The organism is Luteibacter sp. SG786 (assembly GCF_011759605.1).
In the GTDB taxonomy this organism is placed as follows: Bacteria; Pseudomonadota; Gammaproteobacteria; order Xanthomonadales; family Rhodanobacteraceae; genus Luteibacter.
In genome coordinates this window covers 586,344-602,634 of the sequence record NZ_JAAOYX010000001.1, presented here as the reverse complement: position 1 = coordinate 602,634, position 16,291 = coordinate 586,344, and the positions used below count along the sequence as shown (strand labels likewise).

Genomic DNA, 16,291 nt, shown 5'->3' with positions numbered 1-16,291 from the left:
TCATGACAGATACGCGTGGCGGCGGCGATTGGATGCACCCGACCTTGTGTGCCTACCAGCCCTCCCCTTCGGCGCGCGGCAGCTGGCTAATAAAACTGTGCCGCTGGCGGCTCAGAATCCGAACAGAGGTTGCAGCGTGCGGGCAACCCAGCCGGAGAACTTGAGCGGCGCGTCCGTGGCCGCCACGCAGATGCACGGCACGCCCGGCGACGTCACCGGCTGATGAAGGATCTCGCCGTCTAGATCAGCCACGTCGCCCGGGCCGAAATGACCGAGCATGTCATCGTAGGCGCCATCGAGAATCATGGTCAGCTCGCTGCCACCGTGACTGTGCAGCGGTAACTTGCTTCCCGGTGCGATGCGCAGCAGCATCAGGTCGCCACCGCCAATGCCGGTGGCACGGATGCGCTGCACGCCCGGGGCCACGCGGCGCCAGCGCAACGCACGCATGGAATGGCCGAACCAGGGGTGCAGCGCATGTGGGAGTCGGTCGGGGTCGTGATCCTCCCCCATGTCTCCAGCCGGTGGCTCCGGCGCGATGGCTGGCTCGATGTCGAGCCGGGCCAGCATGGCGGACCGTGCCTCTTCCGTCGGGGGTTCGACGCGCTGCTGCTGCATCAGCACGCCGCCGATCCGGTCGGCGTCGAGCAGCCTGTCGCGACATGTGGCGCAGCGCTCCAGATGCGCGGAGGCGACCACGGCGAGTGCCGCGGGCAACGCTCCAGAGGAGTAGCTGATCACGGTCGCGTCGTCCAGGTGATGCGTCGGCTTCATCACGGAGCCCTCATGCTGCGCTGCAATTTCGCAAAAGCGCGCCGCAACGATGACTTCACCGAACCCAGCGGCATGTCCAGTTCAGAGGAGATCTCGCTGTGGCTTTTGCTTTCGAGATAACACATGCGGACCAGCTTCGCCTGTATGGCCGGAAGACGATCGATCGCCTGCAGAAGGAAGTCCTGATCGAGGGACGACTCCGGCTCTGAGTCGATTCGTGCCGATTCGGCGTGATCGAGGCGGTCCAGGCCTTCCTGGACCGGCAACCAGTGCGGCTCTCGTCGCACGTGGTCGATGTAAAGATTGCGCGCCACGCGGAACAGCCACGTGGACAGGCTGGCGCGTGTCGGATCGAACATGCCCGCCTTTCGCCACAATGTCAGCAGTGCTTCCTGAACCAGCTCGTCCGCCTCCGGCTCGGGCACGCCAAGGTTGCGCAGGTAACGCTTCAGGAGTGGCGCGAAATGGTCGTAGATGCGCATGAAACTGGCGCGGTCGCGCTGCGCCGAGACGGCCGACATCTGCGCCGACCAGTAGTGTGCGTCGAGCGGGGTATTGTTGATCGCATGAGTCACGGATCGCCTCGCCCCGAAAGGCACCACCCCGGAAACAGTTGTGACCAAGCCGATCATACGCAAAGTTTCCATTCGTGACGCCTAAAGGAGAGGGCCGCCGTTTGGTATATCAGCCCGCCTTCCTGATACGTTGCAGGCAGCCATTCGGATTCATCCTGCTCGCGCCAGGCCGTGTGACTTCCATGGGAGCGTCGAGGGGGCCGCGTCCAGGAACGGACCGATGGACACTTAGACGCGTCGGCTTCGGGGGAGCTTACGTGGCCGCAACCCGGACGTAAGCGGCACCTAAGCAATGTAAAGATTCGGGCGCCGCATCAGCCACTTACGAGGCATTTTCACCTAAAGACCACGGTCTGCCTGCCGTTAGCACTTACACACTCAGTGCAGGCAAAAGCATGACCATCAAATGGCGAATCGTGATCACCATGGCTGCGGCCCTTCTTGCCGCCATCGTCATAGGTGTCACCGGGCTGGCTGCCCTCAATCGGACCCAGGCCGGCTTGGAGGCGATGTACAACACAAACCTGATGCCCATCGTCCATGTCACGGACGTACGCGACGACCTTGCGGAACAACGTAACGCCGTGAACCGGGCGATGATCGTCGGCACCCCGGAGTCGGTGGCGAGCGCCAAGCAGCGGGTCGCGGCAGCGCATGACAGGCTGGACAAGGACTGGGGAGCATATTACCCCGCCCTTGTCACGAGCGAAGACGAGCGTGCTCAGGCAAAAGCGTTCATTGCCTCGCGTGGCGCGGCGGAAGAGCAGATCGGATTGCTGCTTGAGAAGCTCGGTCACGGCGACAAGGACGGCGTCGCCTATCACATTCAGCATGTCGCTCCCGTCCTGGAACAGGCCGCCGGGCAAATCGCCGCGCTTGTGTCGCTGAACAAGGGACAGGCCAAGGCAGGATTCGACGAGGCAGGTGTCCGTGAGCGGCGCACTGTCTGGGTCACTCTTGCCGTGTTGCTGGTCGCCGGACTTTTCGTGATCGCCTTGGGCTGGGCGCTCGCGCGAGCCGTCATGCGTCCGCTGCTGCGCGCGCGGGATCTGGCCCACCGTATCAGTCAGGGCGAACTGAATCACAGGCTCGAGGTGACCGGCAGCGACGAACTGAGCCACACGCTGCGTGCCCTGACGGCCATGGACGAACAGTTGACCAGCATCGTGAGCCAGGTGCGCAGCAATGCCCAGCAGGTCGCCTACGCCGCTCGCGACGTGTCGGCCGGTACGGACGATCTATCCAGTCGAACGCAGGAACAGGCCTCTTCTCTGGAAGAGACGGCGGCGTCGATGGAGGAAATGACCGCGACCGTGCGCGAGAACTCGGAGGGAGCCGCTACCGCGCGTGCTCTCACGTCGACGCTCCAGGACGAGGCACTGCTCGGAAAGGGCGTGGCGGACGAGGCCGTGGCTGCCATGAGCGAGATCACCCGTACCAGCCGTAACGTTGCCGACATCGCGGTCCTCATCGACGAGATCGCGTTCCAGACGAACCTGCTTGCACTCAATGCGGCGGTGGAAGCGGCCCGCGCGGGCGAACAAGGACGGGGCTTCGCTGTCGTTGCCTCGGAAGTACGCTCCCTGGCCCAGCGCAGTGCCACGGCGGCACGCGACATCAAGCGGTTGATCGCCGAGGCGGCGGATCGCGTGGACGGCGGCTCCGTCCTGGTCGGGCGCACCGGACAGGTCCTGGCCGAGATCGGCAGCAGTGCCACCCGGGTGAGTGGCATCGTCAACAACATTGCCGCCGCATCGCTCCAGCAATCGGCCGGCATCGAGCAGGTCAACGACGCCGTAACGGCCCTGGACGAAGTCACCCAGCAGAACGCCGCGCTCGTCGAAGAAGCCAGTGCGGCCAGCAAACAGATGTCGGACCTGGCCGAAGAACTGATGCGGCAAGTCGCGTTCTTCCGAATCACGGGCATGGAGGCTGACGTCGCCTCCGAAGTACGGCGCCCCACTCCGGTGCCGCCGCCTGCCGCTCCCCGGCAAGAGCGGGTCCTGGAAGAAGCGGTGTGGAACGAATTCTGACGAGCTGCTCCGTTCTTGCCTGGCAGCCAAGGCGTCCGTCAGTTCTCCAACTGCGTGATCGAAGCCACCCTGCCGTCGATCACTTCGATCTGCACCGACTTGCCGCGGCGGTAATACTCCAGACGATAGCCTTCGAGCCCGCCGCGGCGGGTTTCGATGGGCGTTTCGCGGTCGGGTTTACCGGCCACCTGGCGCAGGCGGCCTTCGCTGTCGCCTGTGGAGATGACCTGGGAGCCGAAACGATACGTGTCGGCCGCGGCGGCGGTGACGGCGAACGAGGCGAGGACGAGTGCGACGACGGCGCGCTTCATGGGCGGCTCCTTGTCTGGCTGGGGATGTGCGGAGGGTATATCGCTTCCCACGCCCATCCAAGCGGCTGGCGGCCGGCGCGGTGCTTCGTCAGGCCCGGGACACGTGGGGATTGCCCGCGACAAGCCATCGCCAGAGCAGGTCGGTCCCTTCGCGGATGCCGATGCGGGCCGAACCGGGCACGTTTTCCGGTGGCGGCGTGCCGTCGTCGAGCACGGTATAACCATCCCGCGCCCGCACGAGGTCGATGCCGTTCTGCTCCCCCGTGATGCCCAGTGCCTGGGTCAGGCGGGCCGGGCCGCTGCACAGTTCGCGATCGCGCCGGACCTTGGGCCGCGCCTCGCGCATCCGTTCGATGCCCGAGAGGGGTTCGAGCGCCCGGATGAGCACACCCGAACCTTCACCCTCGTCGCCACAGACGGTGTTGCAGCACCAGTGCATGCCATAGGTGAAGTACACATACATATGGCCGGGCGGCCCGAACATCACCGCGTTCCGTTTGGTCTTACCGCGAAACGTATGCGCAGCCGGATCGATGGCTCCAACATACGCCTCCACTTCCACGATGCGCCCTGCCCGCCCATCGGCACATGCCAGCACTTTGTTCAGAAGCTCGGGAGCGACGACGCGCGCGTCGCGATGGAAGAAGGAGCGGGGAAGCACGGCGCCGGGCCAGCGAGGTCGACGCGAGGACATCAGGGCTCCACAGGCTCGCCGTCGGTGTCCGGGTCAGGCCCGGGCCGCTCCACGGGCTCATGCTCCAGCGGCGGCGGCGCGGTGCCGGGATGGGGTTTCTCTGTATCGGGTACAGGACGGAAGGGTCGTGGCATGGCTGGGAGAGTAAACCGTGAAGCAGTGAACCGTAAGTGGCAGCCCTACGGTTCACTGTTCACTGTTCACGCATCAAAACACGCCAAGCAGCCAGCAGATCAGCACGATGGCGAGGATCACGCCAATGCCGCCGCTCGGACCGTAGCCCCAGCCGCTCGAATAGCCCCAAGTGGGCAGGCCGCCGATGAGGGCAATGATCAGGACGATGATGAGGATGGTAAAAAGCATTGCGAGTCTCCGCCTTGGGTCCGGTGGCCGCATCCTCGCGCGTCATACCGTCTAGAACGCGTGACGCAAGGGCGCTTTTCGCGTATCCGTTCAGCGACAGGATGGCCGGGAACGGCAAGAGCCGAACCCGGCCGTTGACTCAGGTGCGAACGACGTAGCAAGGCTCATAGGCGGTGCCGCCCGGAAGCTTCATGCGGTGCTGCTCCACGAACGCCTTCAGCAGGTCGTCGAGCGCTCGCATGATCTCCGTCTCGCCGTCGATCACGAACGGGCCGTATTGCTCGATCGCCTTGACGCCCTCTTCCTTCACGTTGCCCGCGACGATGCCTGAGAAGGCACGCCGCAAGTCTGCCGCCAGCTCGTGACGCTGCCGGCCACGGTGCAGCGCCAGCGAGGCCATGGCCTGGTGCGTCGGGCGGAACGGCTGCTGGAACGACAACGGAATGTCGAGCGCCCAGTTGAAGAAGAACGCGTCCTTGTTGTCCAGGCGGTGGTTGCGCACCTTTTCGATGCCGGAAACCATCGCATGGGCCACGGCGGCGGGATCGTCGATGACGATCTTGTAATGACGGGCGACCTCGTCACCCAGCGACAGGCGCAGGAAGCGGTCGATCTGCTCGAAATACGCGGCGGATTTCTGCGGGCCGGTGAAGATCAGCGGGAACGGAATATCCTTGTTCTGCGGCAGCAGCAGGATGCCGAGCATGTAGAGGATTTCTTCGGCCGTGCCCACGCCGCCCGGAAACACGATGATGCCGTGGCCGAGACGAACGAACGCCTCGAGGCGTTTCTCGATGTCCGGCATGATCACGAGGTTGTTCACGATCGGGTTGGGCGATTCCGCCGCGATGATGCCCGGCTCGGTGATACCGATGTACCGATTGCCCTTCCGGCGCTGCTTTGCATGCGCGATGGTGGCGCCCTTCATGGGGCCTTTCATCGCGCCGGGACCGCACCCGGTGCAGATATCCATGCCGCGCAGACCCAGCTGGTAGCCGACGCGCTTGGTGTACTCGTATTCGTCGCGCGAGATCGAGTGGCCGCCCCAGCAGACCACGAGGTTCGGATCCACCTGGGGACGCAGGATGCGCGAGTTGCGCAGGATCTCGAACACCGCATGGGTGATGCCCACGGTGTCGTCGAGATCGAAGGCACCGGCTTCGAGCTGTGTGGACACGTACACGATGTCGCGCACGACGGCCACGAGCAGTTCATTGATGCCGCGAATGATGCGGCCATCGACGAAGGCCTGCTCCGGCGCATTTTTCAACTCGATCTTGATGCCGCGGTCTTCCTGCAGCACCTGGATGTCGAAATCCGGGTACTGCTCGAAGATGCTGCCCGGATCGTCGGAGAGGTTGCCGGAAGTCAGCACCGCCAGCGCGCAGCGGCGCAGCAACTGGTGCAGGCCCGACCCACTGGCGTCGCGCAGGCGGGCCACCTCGTTACGGGAAAGGATGTCGAGGCCGCCGGCCGGCGAGACGCGGGCGCTGACGGTTTTGCCGCTGACGGGCTCCCCGAACTGAATGGCATTCATGGTGTTACCTGTCCTTCTGACCGCGAATTAGCGGCGAACCCCGCCCCGGGGTGGGAGCGGACCGCCTAGGATCACGCGAGTGGTCGGCGGGGGTCAAGCCCGAAAAAAGGCCGGCACCCTTGCGGGTGCCGGCCTGGATCGCTCCGCGAATCCTTCGCTTAGAACGTGTAACGCAGGGTCAGCATGGCCGACCAACGCGAGACCGGGTTCACCTTGGTCGCGCTGTTGTCCGTCGGGGCGTCGTAGACGGCCTTCTGGCCCGGCTGGTAGTTGCCGTTGGCGTCGGTCGGCAGGTTGTAGATGTACTTGCCCGTGGTCGGATCCACGCCACCGAAGTTGGCGAGGTTACGGGTGTACGGGAAGCCGATGTACGACTGCTGGCCCCAGTCCTTGTTCACCAGGTTCAGGAAGTTGTAGATGTCGAGACGGATCTCGCCCTTGTTGCCCTTGAAGATGCCGGGCACTTCCTGGCTCAGGCTCAGGTCGATCTGATTGACCCACGCCGAGGTGGCGCCGTTGCGACGGGCGACCTTGCCCTGGTGCTTGCGCAGGTAGTCGTCGCTCTGGATGTAGCTGTAGAACTGGTCGACCAGCTGCTGCGAGGCCGCGGCCGTACCGCCCGAATTGCGGAAGAGGGTGCCATCGCCGCGGGTCGGGATGTACGCCAGGTCCTTCGAGTAGCTGTCGCCGTTCGAGTCGTTGCCGAAGATCCAGCTGTACGGCACACCGGTATGGCCGTCGTAGAACGCGCTGATCGTCGTCGCGTAGTCGCCGAAGAAATTGTGCTGCCACGTCAGCGAAGCGTTGAGGCGCTTGGCGATGTTCGTGTTGGCCGTCGAGGCCACGTCTTCGTTCGGGTTGTACCAGGCGCTGTTCGAGTAGTTCGACGTCGCCTGGCTCGAGGTACCCGGGTTCACTTCGGTCGAGTGACCACCCGTCGCCGCGACGCTCCACGACCAGCCGTTCTCCATCGGCTTGGTGAACGACAGGGTGACCGTGTCGGCACCACCCTTGTGGGTGTTGGTCAGGTACGTCACGCCCTGGGCGAAGCGACCGTTCTGGCGGTAGCGAGCGTTGGCACCGCCGGTGTTCGAGCCGTTGGCGTTCGCACCACCGCAAGCCGCGCCCGTCGGGCCACCGAGCGGCGTGGAGCCGCCGATGCAGCCGGCGTAGGTGTAGCGGCCGTCCGGCATGATGCCCGTCGGCGCACCGAGGTTGAGGTTCTGGTAGAGGATGCCATCCTGCACGTCGAGGTGCTGCCACTCGATGCTGGCGATGATGCCCTGCCACGGCAGCTCACGATCGAAGGCCAGCGACGACTTCCACACGCTCGGCAGTTTGAAGTTCTTGTCGACGGTGTCGACGGCCTGCTGCGGGACGGTGCCCGGACCGCTGGTGGGCTGCTCGAACGGGTTGGCGCTGAACGCCGGGCAAGGAATGTTCTTCTGCGAGCCCAGGTTGCACAGGCCGTTCGCCTGACGATCGTAGGAATAGGTGACGATGTTGATACCGTTGTTCTGGTACGGGTTCGTCATCCACACGGTCGGCGGATCGGACTGGAACAGGCCCACGCCGCCGCGCAGCTGGGTCTTGTACTCGCTGTCGAAGGTGTAGTTGAACGACAGGCGCGGCTCGACCAGCTTGCTGCCGTTGATCGTGTTGGCGTTGCTGAAGCCGAACGAGCGCTGGAAGTCGGCGTTGTACAGCGGCTTGTCGTCGGTCAGGTACTTGTTGACGCGGAAGCCGTACTGCACGGAGAGGTTATCCGTGGGCTGCCAGGTGTCCTGCAGGAAGAAGGTCTGACGACGCAGCTCCCACTGGGCGGCGATGTCGTTGAGCGAGAAACCCGGCGCGGGCTGGTACAGCGAGTAGTTGCTGTACAGGCCGGGACCGAAGTTGGTGAGGCCGTTGTTGCCGAAGGTATACGCGCCGAACTCGGTGCGGCCGAACAGGTTGTAGATGCGGTTACGCTCCCACTCGAAACCACCCTTGATGGTGTGCTCGTCGAGATACAGCGTGCCCGCCCACATCGCGTTGAGGCTCTTCACCGATGCGGAGTTGTAGTGGCTGAACTGGTCTTCGCCGAGGTTGATCGTCGGGCCGGTGGCGCTGCTACCGAAACCGGTGTTGTTCAGGCGCACGGTGATCTGCGGCTGCTGGTAAGGCACCGAGCGGTTCAGCTGGTAGTCGCTGTAGCCGATCTTGGTTTCCGACGAGAAATTGTCGGTCCAGTCGTCGAACGACTGAAGCGTGTAGTTCTTGATGTCGGAGTTGACGGTGTACCAGTAGCTCGAAAGGCCGATGGTGGACGCACCGTTACCCTGCGGGTTGGGCTTCACTTCCTTGGTACGCGAGTACGCAAGGTTCATGCGGTGGCCGTCGGTGATGTTCCAGTCGATCTTCGCGATGTAACGCTTGTCGGTGAGCGTGCCGGCGTTCGCGCCCAGCGAGCCCGGCTGGAGGCCGAGGCCGTTCGCGGCATTGATGATGCTCTGCAGGTCGCCAGGCGACACCTTGTTGATGGTCGAACGGCTGAGCGAAGGATCCAGACCGTTGACAGCGCCGGAGCTCAAGCCGGTGACTTCTTCCTTCTCGTAGCCCGCGAAGAAGAACAGCTTGTCCTTGATGATCGGGCCGCCGACGGTCGCACCGGCCGTCCAGTTGCGGTCGAACTCGGTGTAGTCGCGATTGTTGTCGAGCCAGCCGGCCTTGCCGACCATGCTGCTGGCGTTCTTGAAGCCGTAATACACCGAACCGTGGAACTCGTTCGTGCCCGACTTGGTGACCGCATTGATTTCCGCGCCCACGGTGTCGGAAGCGACGTCGTAGTTGGCAGTGGAAATGTTGAACGAGTCGATCGTGTCGAGCGACACCGGCGAGCCGACGGTGGGCATGCCGGTGGAATTGAGACCGAACGGGTCGCCCACACCAAGGCCGTCGACCTTGATGCTGTTCATGCGCGTGTTCTGGCCATTGGCCGAGATGGCGCCCGTGCCGTGGTCGACGTTCACGCGCGGGTCGCGGCGTGCGATATCGGCGATGTTGCGGCTCGGCGACGGCGCGGCCTTCAGTTCGCGCTGCGAGATGTTGGTGCCGAGGCCCTTGTTCTCCGAAGTGAACTGGCCCGAGACAGCCGACACAGTGACCGCGCCCAGCGCGGTGGCATCGGCGGCACTGGCGGCCGACGCCGTGAGGTTCACGGCCGTGTCGCTGCCCAGCTGCAGGTAGACGTTGTCCTGGCGGACGGACGGCATGCCGTCCTTGGTGGCCGTCACGTCGAACGGACCGCCCACGCGCAGGCCCTGCGCCGAATAACGACCGCTGGCATCGGTGGTGGTGGTCTTCGAGGTGCCCGACGGCTCGTGCACGATCACCACGGTGGCGTTGGCGACCGGCTGGCCGCTGGCGTCCAGGACGCGGCCGCTGATCGTGGAGGACGTCTCCTGCGCGAAGGCAGGTGCCGCGAGCAGCGATGCGATCGCAAACGGCAGAAGTTTGGCGCGGACTCGGCTATTCATTAATGGTCGACCCTGTGGCTTGCAACGAAAAATTTTTCGGCCAAACGGACGGCGACCTGGCGTTGAGCCCGGCAATGCGCTACCCGTGTGGTTTCCCCAATCTCTGGCTGTGTCGTCTCGTATGGGCCGGCCCGATCCATGGACGCGGTGGCGACAGTTGTTAAGCCAACTTTAACGGCATTGTATGACAGATTTGTAACGTTTTCACGCCCATTTGATAAATACCACTTTTTCCTACATGGGCATCAATGCTATTCAAGTCATTGTTTTGAAATATATTTTTTGTTCGTCACGGATGTGAGTGCTGGGCGGTGTAAGAACCACCTTACACATTTTCGGGGCGTCAGCCGTGCGAGCCCGGGCCGTGCCGAGGTGGCGACTCCCACAGACCCCCAGGGCTCGGAGCGTCAGTTCTTGCCGAGGTAGCGCGAGCGCTTGGCCGGCTTCAGCGAGGCCAGATCGAGCATGACCAGGCCGTCGACGCACCCGGAGAATTCCGGGTCTTCGCCGAAGGCGAGGAACTGCACGCCTTCGGGCTCCACGAGGTCCACGTACTGCCGGTAGAGCACCGGGAGGGTGACGCCCAGCGCGTCGAGCCGGTGTTTGAGCTTGCCCAGGCCGGCTGCGGGGTCGAGACCTTCCAGTTCGCGGCGCACCGATTCGATGGTGGTCTCGGGGATCACGAACGGAAGACGGGCGGCGGCCAGTCCGGGTGCGCCAAAGAAATGCTGGTGCGCGGCGGCGATCCACTCGCGGGCCTCGCGCGGCATCGTGACCGACATGCTTACGGGCCCGAACAGGTAGCGCAGCTCACAGTGACGCTGCAGGTACAGGCCAATGCCCTGCCAGAGCTGATCGAGGGCACGCGACCGCCAGTACGCCGGCGCGATGAAGCTGCGGCCGAGTTCGAGACCCTGCGCGAGGCGGGACTCCAGCGCCGGCGAATAGTCGAACAGGCTCGAGGTGTACAGCGCGCTCATGCCGTGCTCGGCGATGAGGCGGCCGCCGTGGCCGAAGCGATAGGCGCCCACGATGCGCAATGCCTTCGCGTCCCACAGCACCAGGTGTTCGTAAAGCGGATCGTAGGCGTCGAGGTCGCGCCGCTTGCCGGTGCCCTCGCCCACCCGGCGGAAGGTGAGTTCGCGAAGGCGGCCGATCTCGCGCATCGTGTAGCTGTCGGACGAGCCGCGCATGAGCAGGATCTTCTTGCCGTCCGCAAGCTCGGCCAGGCACTCGGCCTGGTCCAGCTCCGCCACCACGCGCTCCACCGGTTCCGGATGCGCGAGCGGCGTCTGCCCACCGAACACCAACCCGCGCTGGCGCGCCACGCGGTACACGTGGCGGCGCATGAGCTTGGCGGCCTGTTCGGACGAACCGCCGCTGGCCTGCTTCAGTTCTTCGGCGTCCACCAGTTTGCCGATGCGGAAACCCACGCGCTGGCGGCCCGAGGTGGCTTCGCGCGGAAGCATGGCGGTGCTGAGCGGCTTGGCCAGCATCGAAAGGCCGTAGAACGCCACGGAATTCCGTGCAGCGATATGCACGGGCAGCACGGGCACGCCGGCCCGCATGGCGATGCGCGCAAAGCCGTCGGACCACTTGCCGTCGCGCACGCCGCCGGCGCGCATCCGAGAGACCTCGCCCGCGGGGAACATGATGAGCACCTCGCCGGCCTCGATGGCACGGAACACCGCGCGCATCTTGGACGTTGCCCCCTTGCCGAACACATCGACGGGGAGCAGGAGCGAGCCGAGTTGCGGCACGGCGGCGAGCACGTCGTTGCCCAGGATGCGCACGTCGCGGCGCACCGATCCGATGAGCTGGATGAGGGCGATGGCGTCGACCATGCCCAGCGGATGGTTGGCGACAACGATGAGCGGACCCTCGACCGGAATGTTCTCCCGCTCGCGCTCCGTCACACGGCAGCTGACGCCTAGGTTTTCAAGTGTTTTCTCACAGAACTCGAAGCCCTGGGCCGGACCGGCCAGGGCCAGCGTGCGATTGAAACGGTCTTCGTGCGCGAGGCTTTCCAGCATGCCGACCAGCGGCTTGCGCAGGCGCGGATGCTGCGCCAACCACGGCATGCGTTCCAGCAAGGTCTGATCGATGCTCAGCATGGCTTGGGCTCCCTTAGACGTCCACATGCTCGCGGGCAATTATGACAGTAACCCTACCGCCGCGTATGTTCTTGCGGCAATGTGCCGAACGTCGATCAGACGGCGATATGCAGGTATGCGGAAAGACCACTGAGAAACATCTGTACCGACAGCGCAATCAGCAGCATGCCCATCAGCCGCTCCATGGCGGTGAGCACGCTTTCCCCCAGCCAACGGAACAGGAACGTGGAGCTGAGGAGGATGATCGCCGTCGCGAGCCAGGCGAGGAACAGGGCGATACCCCACTCCGCCGTGCGCCCGGGCTGGGAATTGGTGAGCAGCAGCAATGCGGCCATGGCCGAGGGGCCGGCCACACCGGGGATGGCCATGGGCACGATGAACGGCTCGCCTTCGCCGGGCTTACCGAACACCCCGCCTTCCACCGGCGGGAACACCATGCGTATGCCTATGAGGAAGAGCACGATGCCGCCGGCGATGCTCACCGATTCCTGGCGCAGCTGCAGCACCTTGAGGATGTACTGACCGCCGAGCAGGAAGGCCACGAGCACGGCCAGGGCGATGAGCAGTTCGCGCACCATGACCTTGCGCCGGCGCTGCGGCGGCACATCCTTCAACAAGGCCAGGAACAGCGGAATGTTGCCCAGCGGATCCATGATCAGGAACAGCAGGATGCCCGCTGACAAGGTCGTCATCTGCGTTTCCATGGGTGGAGCTCCTTAATTGCGGGTGTCGAGCACGGCGCCACGCGCGTCCGCCGCGGCGCCGGAAAGCAGATAGACGATGGCATCGGCCGAAGCGGTGGGCAGCGGCTTCTCAAGGGTGTTCTCGCCGTAGTACGCCGCGCGGCGCAGGGCCGTGCGCATGGGTGGGGGAAGGAGCGCGTGCACGCGCATCGGTCCGCGGCCGTTCTCGGCGTGCAGCACGGCGGCCATGCGTTCCACGGCGGCCTTGGAAACGCCGTAGCCGCCCCAGTGCGCGCGCGACACCAGGTCGGGATCGTCGAGCACGAAAACCACCGCACTGTCGTCCGCCCGGGTGAGCAGGGGCATGCAGGCCTGGGTGAGCGCGAAGGGTGCAGACACGTTCACCTGCATCGCTCGCAGCCAGTCGTCCGGCTTGTGCATGGCGATGGGCGTGAGTTCGTTGAAATGCGCCGCCGCATGCACGATGCCGTCGAGGCGGCCGAACTCTTTCTCGATGCCCTCGGCGAGCGCGGCGTAGTCGGCCGGCGTGGCGCTTTCGAGATCGAGCGGGTGGATGACGGGCTCGCCGCCGCCCAGGGACACGAGTTCGTCGTATACCTTCTCCAGCGCGCGCACCTTGCGCCCGGTGATCACCACCGTGGCACCGGCCCGCGTCGCGGCTTTCGCCGTTTCGCCACCCAGGCCACCCGTGGCCCCCGTGACGATGACGACACGCCCGGCAAGCGCGCCGGGCGCCGGCGCCCAGCCCTCAGGCAGGCGCACGGACGGCAATGCACTCACGACGCGGTCCCCGCGACGTCGGCGGCCATGCGCTTGAGCTCGCCCGCGGCGTGCAGGTCTTCGACAATGTCGCAGCCCCCGATGAATTCGCCGAGGAGGAACAGTTGCGGGAACGTCGGCCAGTTCGAGTAGTGCGGCAGGCCTGCGCGAATGCGCGGGTCGGCCAGCACGTTCACGTCGTGGAACGTCGCGCCCGCCGCCTGCAAGGCCTTTACCGCGCGGTCGGAGAAGCCGCAGGTGGGATATTCCGGCGTGCCCTTCATGAAAAGCACGATCGGATGGGCCGCCACGATGGCCTTGATCTCGTCTACGACGTCCATAGCTCGGTTTTCATCATTAGAATGCGACTAGTTGCATAGTGTAGCAGTGCCGGCACCCTGCCTCCCCTGCCTACCCTCTTTCCCCCAGCCACCGCTAAGGAGTCCCGCTATGGCGTTCGAACTGCCGCCGCTCCCCTACGAAAAGAATGCCCTGGAGCCGCATATCTCCGCCGAGACCCTGGAGTTCCACCACGGCAAGCACCATCAGACCTACGTCACGAACCTCAACAACCTGATCAAGGGAACGGAGTTCGAGGGCAAGTCCCTGGAAGACATCGTCAAGACGTCCTCCGGCGGTATCTTCAACAACGCCGCGCAAACCTGGAACCACACGTTCTACTGGCATTCCATGCGCCCGGCATCCCAGCAGGCCGAGCCGCCGGCAAAGCTCGCCGACGCGCTGACCAAGGCCTTCGGCTCGGTCGACAAGTTCAAGGAAGAGTTCAACAAGCAGGCCGCCGCCAATTTCGGCTCCGGCTGGACCTGGCTGGTGCAGCGCCCCGACGGTTCGCTTGCCATCGTGAATACCTCGAACGCCGCCACCCCGATCACCGGCAGCGACAAGCCGCTGTTCACGGCCGACGTGTGGGAGCACGCGTACTACATCGATTACCGCAACGCCCGCCCGAAGTACCTCGAGAACTTCTGGAGCATCGTGAACTGGGAATTCGCAGCGAAGAATCTCGCCTGAGTTTCCTTTCCGGAAGGAAGAAAAGGCCGGGTCGCGAGACCCGGCCTTTTGCTTTCTGTGGGAGCCGCTTCAGCGGCGATGGGGTGCTTGCGGCCTGCTTGCCCGCTGCCGCGGGATCGCCGGCAAAGCCGGCTCCCACAGTTTTCAGCCGAGCACCTCGATCGCCGGAGCCACTTGCTCCTTGCGGCCCAGCGCCTCGCCGACCGATACCAGCTTCGCCCGCAGGCTGCCGGCGTCGCTGGCGCAGATGGTGGCGTGGCCAACCTTGCGGCCAGGGCGGGCTTCCTTCCCGTAGTCGTGCCAGTGGCCGTCGGCCGTGGCGAGGACGGGCGCCGGATCGGGCAGCTCGCCGATCCAGTTCAGCATGGCGCTCGCCCCACGCACGCCCGTATCGCCCAACGGCAGGCCGAGCACCGCCCGCACGTGGTTTTCGAACTGGCTGGTGTGCGCCCCTTCGATGGTCCAGTGGCCGGAGTTGTGCACGCGCGGCGCCATTTCGTTGCCCAGCAGCTCGCCATTGCGAACGAAGAGTTCCAGGGCGAACACGCCGACGTAATCGAGCCGTTCGGCGATCGCCCTCGCCTGCGCAACGGCGGCCTGTTCGAGTTCGTCCGACGTGCCCGGCGCTGGCGCAAGGCTGAGCGACAGCACGCCGTCGACGTGCCAGTTGCGGGTAAGCGGCCAGGTGCGGAATTCACCGTCGCGCCCGCGCACGGCCAGTACCGAAAGCTCGCGGTCGAAAGGCACGAAGGCCTCCAGGATGAGGCCATGCTTTGTCCCGGCCTCCCCGAGGGCCGCCCAGGCGGCATCGATGTCGTCGGGCGTCTTCAGGCGAAACTGGCCCTTGCCGTCATAGCCGAGGCGGCGAGTCTTCAGTATGGCTGGCAGGCCGATGCGCCCGACCGCGGCGGCCAGATCGTCCCGGCTGTCCACGGCGGCGAATTCGGGGGTGTTCAGACCCGACTCCCGGAACAGGGTTTTCTCAGAAAGCCGATCCTGGGCCACGGCCAGCGCCCGCGGGTTGGGATGGACGGCGACCTGCGCCGCCAACCGTTCGGCCGTGGCGGCGGGCACGTTCTCGAAATCGAAGGTGACCGCATCCACCCGGCCGGCGAAATCCGCGAGGGCGGCGGTATCGCTCCAGTCGGCGGCGACGAGGTCGGCCACCTGGCCGGCGCAGGCGTCGGCCGAGGGGTCGACCACGAGGGTGCGCAAGCCGAGCGGGGACGCCGCCAGCGCCAGCATGCGGGCCAGCTGGCCGCCCCCGAGGATGCCTACGGTGGGAAGCGTGCGGCTCACGTGCGTGGGTCCGGGTCGTCGAGCACGGTGCGGGTCTGTGCCGCGCGGAACTCGTCCAGCGCAGCAGCCACGTCCGCGTCGTGCAGCGCCAGGACCGACGCGGCCAGCAAGGCCGCGTTGACGGCGCCCGCGCGCCCGATGGCGAGCGTGCCCACGGGGATGCCGGCGGGCATCTGCGCGATGGAAAGGAGGGAATCCATGCCATTCAAGGCCTTGGACTGCACGGGCACCCCCAGCACCGGCAACGGTGTCTTTGCGGCGAGCATGCCCGGCAGATGGGCGGCACCGCCGGCCCCGGCGACGATGACCTGGATGCCCCGGTCGCGCGCCGTAGCGGCGTAGTCGAACAGGAGGTCGGGCGTGCGGTGGGCCGAAACCACCCGAACCTCATGCACGATGCCGAGACGGGCCAGCGTGGAGGAGGCATGCTCCATCGTTTCCCAGTCCGAACGCGAGCCCATCACCACGCCTACGCGTGGCGCGTCCGCTTCGTTACCGCCGTTGGAAGTCATGGCCGGAGCACCCAAAAGTCGCTATTGTAAAGGCATTCCTTTCATCAGGTGGCCCCTTGCGGCGGC

15 protein-coding genes are annotated in these 16,291 nt (G+C 65.2%); 2 read left to right on the top strand and 13 right to left on the bottom strand.

Annotated elements, in window-relative coordinates:
- Positions 1-111: 111 nt before the first annotated feature.
- Positions 112-774, bottom strand: a complete 663-nt coding sequence (locus FHS47_RS02600; RefSeq protein ID WP_167022561.1) for a ChrR family anti-sigma-E factor — start codon at positions 772-774, stop codon at positions 112-114.
- The gene (locus FHS47_RS02595; protein WP_208381754.1) at positions 774-1,349 is read right to left on the bottom strand and encodes a sigma-70 family RNA polymerase sigma factor; all 576 of its coding nucleotides are present in this window, start codon (positions 1,347-1,349) and stop codon (positions 774-776) included. Before FHS47_RS02595 ends, FHS47_RS02600 begins: the two co-directional genes overlap by 1 nt.
- Positions 1,350-1,744: 395 nt before the next feature.
- On the opposite strand from FHS47_RS02595, the gene FHS47_RS02590 reads away from it, so the two are divergent.
- Positions 1,745-3,382, top strand: coding sequence for a methyl-accepting chemotaxis protein (locus tag FHS47_RS02590; protein WP_167022555.1), 1,638 nt, complete (start codon positions 1,745-1,747; stop codon positions 3,380-3,382).
- Between the two features lie 38 nt (positions 3,383-3,420).
- Here FHS47_RS02590 and FHS47_RS02585 read toward each other — a convergent pair whose 3' ends face one another.
- The 9 genes from FHS47_RS02585 to grxD form a co-directional block, all read right to left on the bottom strand.
- Entirely contained in the window at positions 3,421-3,693 is a 273-nt protein-coding gene (locus FHS47_RS02585; protein WP_167022552.1) for a DUF2845 domain-containing protein, read from the bottom strand.
- Positions 3,694-3,781: 88 nt separating this feature from the next.
- Entirely contained in the window at positions 3,782-4,387 is a 606-nt protein-coding gene (locus FHS47_RS02580) for a DNA-3-methyladenine glycosylase (RefSeq protein WP_167022546.1), read from the bottom strand.
- 207 nt (positions 4,388-4,594) lie between these two features.
- The gene (locus tag FHS47_RS02575; protein WP_167022543.1) at positions 4,595-4,750 is read right to left on the bottom strand and encodes a DUF3309 family protein; all 156 of its coding nucleotides are present in this window, start codon (positions 4,748-4,750) and stop codon (positions 4,595-4,597) included.
- A 139-nt stretch (positions 4,751-4,889) separates the two neighbouring features.
- Positions 4,890-6,287 (bottom strand): nucleotide 5'-monophosphate nucleosidase PpnN, encoded by a 1,398-nt coding sequence (gene ppnN, locus FHS47_RS02570; RefSeq protein WP_167022540.1) that lies wholly within the window; start codon positions 6,285-6,287, stop codon positions 4,890-4,892.
- 158 nt (positions 6,288-6,445) lie between these two features.
- A complete protein-coding gene (locus FHS47_RS02565) occupies positions 6,446-9,805 on the bottom strand; it encodes a TonB-dependent receptor (protein WP_167022537.1) in 3,360 nt (1,119 codons plus the stop codon).
- Positions 9,806-10,212: 407 nt separating this feature from the next.
- On the bottom strand, positions 10,213-11,919 hold the full coding sequence (locus FHS47_RS02560) for a lysophospholipid acyltransferase family protein (protein WP_167022534.1): 1,707 nt from the start codon (positions 11,917-11,919) through the stop codon (positions 10,213-10,215).
- Between the two features lie 95 nt (positions 11,920-12,014).
- Positions 12,015-12,611, bottom strand: a complete 597-nt coding sequence (locus tag FHS47_RS02555) for a YhgN family NAAT transporter (RefSeq protein WP_167027569.1) — start codon at positions 12,609-12,611, stop codon at positions 12,015-12,017.
- Positions 12,612-12,635: 24 nt separating this feature from the next.
- On the bottom strand, positions 12,636-13,403 hold the full coding sequence (locus FHS47_RS02550; RefSeq protein WP_167022531.1) for an SDR family NAD(P)-dependent oxidoreductase: 768 nt from the start codon (positions 13,401-13,403) through the stop codon (positions 12,636-12,638).
- On the bottom strand, positions 13,400-13,723 hold the full coding sequence (gene grxD, locus FHS47_RS02545) for a Grx4 family monothiol glutaredoxin (RefSeq protein ID WP_167022528.1): 324 nt from the start codon (positions 13,721-13,723) through the stop codon (positions 13,400-13,402). Before grxD ends, FHS47_RS02550 begins: the two co-directional genes overlap by 4 nt.
- Before the next feature lie 109 nt (positions 13,724-13,832).
- On the opposite strand from grxD, the gene FHS47_RS02540 reads away from it, so the two are divergent.
- Positions 13,833-14,414 carry a Fe-Mn family superoxide dismutase gene (locus tag FHS47_RS02540; protein ID WP_167022525.1) on the top strand — a complete coding sequence of 194 codons (582 nt, stop codon included), beginning with the start codon at positions 13,833-13,835 and terminating at the stop codon, positions 14,412-14,414.
- 144 nt (positions 14,415-14,558) lie between these two features.
- Here FHS47_RS02540 and FHS47_RS02535 read toward each other — a convergent pair whose 3' ends face one another.
- The gene (locus FHS47_RS02535) at positions 14,559-15,713 is read right to left on the bottom strand and encodes a 5-(carboxyamino)imidazole ribonucleotide synthase (RefSeq protein WP_208381753.1); all 1,155 of its coding nucleotides are present in this window, start codon (positions 15,711-15,713) and stop codon (positions 14,559-14,561) included.
- Positions 15,710-16,225 (bottom strand): 5-(carboxyamino)imidazole ribonucleotide mutase, encoded by a 516-nt coding sequence (gene purE / locus FHS47_RS02530; RefSeq protein ID WP_167022522.1) that lies wholly within the window; start codon positions 16,223-16,225, stop codon positions 15,710-15,712. The genes FHS47_RS02535 and purE overlap by 4 nt, the downstream gene beginning before the upstream one ends.
- Positions 16,226-16,291 lie beyond the last annotated feature (66 nt).

Excerpts from the sequence above, each read along its gene's own strand:
- grxD (WP_167022528.1), bottom strand. The coding sequence starts at position 13,723 with ATGGACGTCGTAGACGAGATCAAGGCCATCGTGGCGGCCCATCCGATC.
- FHS47_RS02565 (WP_167022537.1), bottom strand. The coding sequence starts at position 9,805 with ATGAATAGCCGAGTCCGCGCCAAACTTCTGCCGTTTGCGATCGCATCG.
- FHS47_RS02585 (WP_167022552.1), bottom strand. The coding sequence starts at position 3,693 with ATGAAGCGCGCCGTCGTCGCACTCGTCCTCGCCTCGTTCGCCGTCACC.
- FHS47_RS02575 (WP_167022543.1), bottom strand. The coding sequence starts at position 4,750 with ATGCTTTTTACCATCCTCATCATCGTCCTGATCATTGCCCTCATCGGC.
- FHS47_RS02540 (WP_167022525.1), top strand. The coding sequence starts at position 13,833 with ATGGCGTTCGAACTGCCGCCGCTCCCCTACGAAAAGAATGCCCTGGAG.
- FHS47_RS02600 (WP_167022561.1), bottom strand. The coding sequence starts at position 774 with ATGAAGCCGACGCATCACCTGGACGACGCGACCGTGATCAGCTACTCC.
- FHS47_RS02560 (WP_167022534.1), bottom strand. The coding sequence starts at position 11,919 with ATGCTGAGCATCGATCAGACCTTGCTGGAACGCATGCCGTGGTTGGCG.
- FHS47_RS02580 (WP_167022546.1), bottom strand. The coding sequence starts at position 4,387 with ATGTCCTCGCGTCGACCTCGCTGGCCCGGCGCCGTGCTTCCCCGCTCC.
- purE (WP_167022522.1), bottom strand. The coding sequence starts at position 16,225 with ATGACTTCCAACGGCGGTAACGAAGCGGACGCGCCACGCGTAGGCGTG.
- ppnN (WP_167022540.1), bottom strand. The coding sequence starts at position 6,287 with ATGAATGCCATTCAGTTCGGGGAGCCCGTCAGCGGCAAAACCGTCAGC.
- FHS47_RS02590 (WP_167022555.1), top strand. The coding sequence starts at position 1,745 with ATGACCATCAAATGGCGAATCGTGATCACCATGGCTGCGGCCCTTCTT.
- FHS47_RS02555 (WP_167027569.1), bottom strand. The coding sequence starts at position 12,611 with ATGACGACCTTGTCAGCGGGCATCCTGCTGTTCCTGATCATGGATCCG.